The sequence below is a fragment of the uncultured Fibrobacter sp. genome (genome assembly GCF_937877005.1).
Taxonomy (GTDB): domain Bacteria; phylum Fibrobacterota; class Fibrobacteria; order Fibrobacterales; family Fibrobacteraceae; genus Fibrobacter.
This window is the reverse complement of record NZ_CALEFV010000195.1, coordinates 1-4,030: the sequence shown is the minus strand read 5'-3', so window position 1 is coordinate 4,030 and position 4,030 is coordinate 1. Positions and strand designations below refer to the sequence as shown.

The following is a 4,030-nucleotide window of genomic DNA, read 5'->3' as shown; positions in this document are numbered from 1 at the left end:
GGAAGGCGAGATGACCGACACGCTGGACACCGGTGCCGGTGACCAGGGCATGATGTTCGGTTACGCCGTAAACGAAACCAAGGAACTGATGCCGCTCCCGATCAGCCTCGCCCACAAGCTCATGGAAGAAATCCAGAACCTCCGCGAATCCGGCAAAATCAAATGGCTCCGCCCCGATGCAAAATCTCAGGTGACTGTCGAATACGACGAAAACGATAAGCCCGTGCGCGTCGATACCGTGGTGGTCAGCACCCAGCACGATGAATTCGTGAACGGCAAGGAACTCAAGCATTCTACCATCGAAAAGGAAATCATCGAAAAGCTCATCAAGAAGGTGATTCCGTCCAAGTTGCTCGACAAGAAGACCCGTTACCTCGTGAACCCCACCGGCAAGTTCGTGGTCGGCGGTCCGCACGGTGACTGCGGCCTCACCGGTCGTAAGATTATCGTCGACACCTACGGCGGCATGGGCCGTCACGGTGGTGGCGCCTTCAGCGGCAAGGACCCGAGCAAGGTGGACCGCAGCGCCGCCTACGCCGCACGCTATGTAGCCAAGAACATCGTGGCTGCAGGACTTGCCTACCGTTGCGAAGTACAGCTCGCCTACGCCATCGGTTATTCCAAGCCGGTTTCCGTACTCGTGAACACCTTCGGCACGGGCAAAATCAGCGACCGCGAAATCGAAGCAATCGTTTCTAAGACCTTCGACCTTTCTCCGGCCGGCATCGTGAAGATGCTCGACCTCAAAAAGCCGGGCTACCAGGCAACTGCCGCGCTTGGCCACTTCGGCCGCACCGGCGCACGCTTCACCTGGGAAAAGACCGACAAGGCTGCAACTCTGAAGAAGCTCGCCAAGGTGTAAAAATCAATTATCCAAATACCTCCGGATATTGCAAAGCTCCCGAAAGTTTTTCGGGAGCAATTTTTTTGAGATTTCGCTTTTCTTTAGTCGCTTCTAGAATTGGAAGTATAGGAACGGATTGTAGCTCTGCGTAAACAGAGCAAGCGTTGCGACAACGAAGATAAGCAGGGCAAATGCCACACGACGAGGCGACACCCTGTCGCACCAGTCGAACGATCGGAATCGCCAGAAAGAAAGGATAGCCGCAAGCGACATAAATACGACGCAGCTCGGAGTAAAGATCTCTGCAGCAAGAATCGAATCCGCCGCCGAAGTCACCCCTAGACCGAGCATGTTCTTCCACATGCGAATAGCATCGCCAATGGAATCGGCGCGGAACAGCACCCAGCCAAAAAGCACAATAACCTGCGTAATGGCGATTTGCACGATGGCCGGAGCCTTGAAGTAGAACGCCTGTTTATTATTCGCTCGTTCCACAATCATGAAGAATGCGTGATAAAGGCCCCAGCACACAAAGGTCCAATTCGCACCATGCCACACGCCACTGACGAACATCACCAAGAACAAGTTGAAATAGAGGCGAGCCTTTCCGACACGGTTTCCTCCCATCGGGATGTACAAGTAGTCGCGGAACCAGCTCGTGAGCGAAATATGCCAGCGTTTCCAGAACTCGGTGATACTCTTGGAACGATACGGACCGTTAAAGTTCCGTGGGAAATGGAACCCAAGCATAAGTCCAAGACCGATTGCCATATTTGAATACGCCGAGAAGTCGAAATAAATCTGGAACATGTAGGCAAGAGAGCCCCACCAGCTATTGATTACTCCAGGCGCATCGGCCGCAAAAACACGGTCGGCAATTATCCCCACCTGATTCGCGATAAAAATTTTCTCCGCAAAGCCAAAGCAGAAAAAGACCATGCCGCGCACGAAGTTTTCGAGCGTATGAGTGCGCGTTTCAAGTTCTTCGGCTACCGTATTGTAACGTACGATCGGCCCCGCCACAAGCTGGGGGAAAAGGGCGACATAGCAGGCGAAGGTTGCGAAGTTCTTGACCGGAGGGGCCGTGCCACGCCACACGTCTATCGCGTAGCTCATCGACTGGAACGAGTAAAAAGATATACCCACCGGCAAAAGGACCGTCATCACAGAGAATGGCTCGCACCCCAGTTTCGACACCACATCGTTTATGATTCCCATGCCGAACATATAGTACTTGAAAAAACCAAGCGCCCCTAGATTGACCGCGACTGCAGCCCCTAGCGCCAAGTTCCGTTGCAATTTTGAGGCTCGCGGCGCCGAAATGAAGCGCCCCGCCACATACACCACCAAGGTACAACCGAACATTAAAAAGACGAGCCACGGTTCAAGCCAGCCATAGAAAATGTAGCTGAAAACCGTAATAAAGAAATTTAGACCGGAATGCTTCACCCCGGAGCGCAGCAGCACAAAGTAGCCCACCAAAAAAGTCGGCAAGAAATAGAACAGAAAAATCTGGGAAGAGAAGACCACCGGTTACTCGTTAACCTCTACGGCCAGGTAACGCGGAGATTCGTCGTCAAAGTACTCATCCTCGACAGCACCGTCCCAGTTTCCTTCGAGTGGAATCAGCGTGAGCGTATGCTTCGCCTTTGCCTTGAACGCCCCTACATTGCCCTTGCTCTTGTCGGCCATCTTGTCCGTAACCTTGCCACGGGCTATCAGCGGATTGTAGACCCCCACCAGCACTTCCTTCGCATCGAGCTTTCCCGACACCACCTTTAGGACCTTGTACTTGAAAACATACACGTAGCTGTACAGGTCATTGCTCGGAATCTTGCCCGGAATTTCGGTCAGGCGTCCTTCAATGGAAATAGGGTTCGCCACGGCAATTGCAGCAAGAACACACAAGGCAATTAGGCATTTTTTGAACATAAAATCCACCTAAAAAAGGAACTTTCTAAATATATAAAATTGCACCTAGTAAAATTCTTTCCTTTTTTTTCACAATCATGAACATAAAAGAAAAAGGTCCCGATTTGCATCGGAACCTTTTTCACTGCTTCACTTGGACTCGAACCAAGGACAACGCGATTAACAGTCGCGGGCTCTACCAACTGAGCTATGAAGCAATCTAGTCGTTAGACTCGGTCGTTGAGATCGCTCTCATCGACGGCACCAAATATAGATATTCCACATCTTCCGTCAAGGGGTTTTCTCAAAAAAACGGTTTTTTTTTCGAAAAATATCCTTTTCTTTGATTAATATGGGCTTTTTACGAATCGGAATGCGCTTTTCGAACCAGTTCGGCCATGTCTTCCGGATAGTCATTACATTCAAAGGCGCGAGATTCCATCCAGTAGGGCAACCGGATTTCCACTTTATAAGCATACAACATGTGAGAATTGCCGCCGAGGGTCGCAAGATCTTCGGCTGACAGCCCCTGGTTCGACGGTTCAAGCGCACCGCGTTCCCAGGAACGGGACATTTTCTCATAGTAGATTCCGTCAAAACTATAGAGGCGGTCTCCCAGAATCGGGTACCCGAGCTCGGCGAGGTGGGCCCGAATCTGGTGCTTGCGGCCCGTCAAGAGTTCGGCCTCGACTACGGAATATTTCGTCTCGCCACCCACCGGTTGCGATAACTCGCCCACCCCCACCTTTCTAAAACGCGTGTGGCAAGGTTTGCCGTCTTCAAAGTGGTGCATGCGGAGCCGCAAGCGGTCCGCGGGGTCTTCGCGCAAAGGCATCGTGCAATCTACAGGATCGCCCGCAGGGGTTCCTTCAACCGCGAAGTCCCCGCGCACAACCGCCATGTAGAATTTCTTCAGCAAGATTCGGTCCAGATTCTTCTGGAACCGCGCCGCAGACTCGGCGTACTTCGCAAACAGCATGAGTCCGCCCGTGTCGCGGTCCAGGCGATGCATCGGGGTTGCCGTCTCACAATCGGTCCCACGGCGCACAATCGAAGTAAACGTATTGTAAAAGATGTGCCCCGTGTGGTGCACCGGCACACCAGCCGGTTTTGCCACCAGCATAAACTCGTCGTCTTCGAAAACGATCTCGAAATCCGTCGGGACCTCAGGCTCGGTATAGTTCGTTACGTGGTACACCACCTTGTCACCGCGGTGCGCAACCGTCTCAAGAGTCGCCACGGCGCCATTCACCGACACAAAGCCTCCCGCAAGCT

The 4,030-nt window shown here is 52.5% G+C and carries 4 protein-coding genes and 1 tRNA gene; 1 reads left to right on the top strand and 4 read right to left on the bottom strand.

What is annotated here, in order from left to right:
* On the top strand, nt 1–862 hold an 862-nt coding region (gene metK / locus Q0628_RS09110; RefSeq protein WP_298770307.1), incomplete at its 5' end, for a methionine adenosyltransferase.
* A gap of 93 nt (nt 863–955) precedes the next feature.
* On the opposite strand, the gene Q0628_RS09105 is transcribed toward metK, so the two are convergent.
* The 4 genes from Q0628_RS09105 to Q0628_RS09090 form a co-directional block, all read right to left on the bottom strand.
* Nucleotides 956–2,374 carry an MBOAT family O-acyltransferase gene (locus Q0628_RS09105; protein WP_298770305.1) on the bottom strand — a complete coding sequence of 473 codons (1,419 nt, stop codon included), beginning with the start codon at nt 2,372–2,374 and terminating at the stop codon, nt 956–958.
* A gap of 3 nt (nt 2,375–2,377) precedes the next feature.
* Nucleotides 2,378–2,776, bottom strand: a complete 399-nt coding sequence (locus Q0628_RS09100; protein ID WP_298770304.1) for a hypothetical protein — start codon at nt 2,774–2,776, stop codon at nt 2,378–2,380.
* Nucleotides 2,777–2,900: 124 nt separating this feature from the next.
* Nucleotides 2,901–2,973, bottom strand: a tRNA-Asn gene (locus Q0628_RS09095).
* A 143-nt stretch (nt 2,974–3,116) separates the two neighbouring features.
* Nucleotides 3,117–4,030, bottom strand: a 914-nt coding sequence (locus Q0628_RS09090) for a pseudouridine synthase (RefSeq protein ID WP_298770303.1), incomplete at its 5' end; no start/stop codon positions are given.

Bases quoted from the DNA above. Each gene is read 5' to 3' on its own strand.
- Q0628_RS09100 (WP_298770304.1), bottom strand. From the start codon at position 2,776: ATGTTCAAAAAATGCCTAATTGCCTTGTGTGTTCTTGCTGCAATTGCC.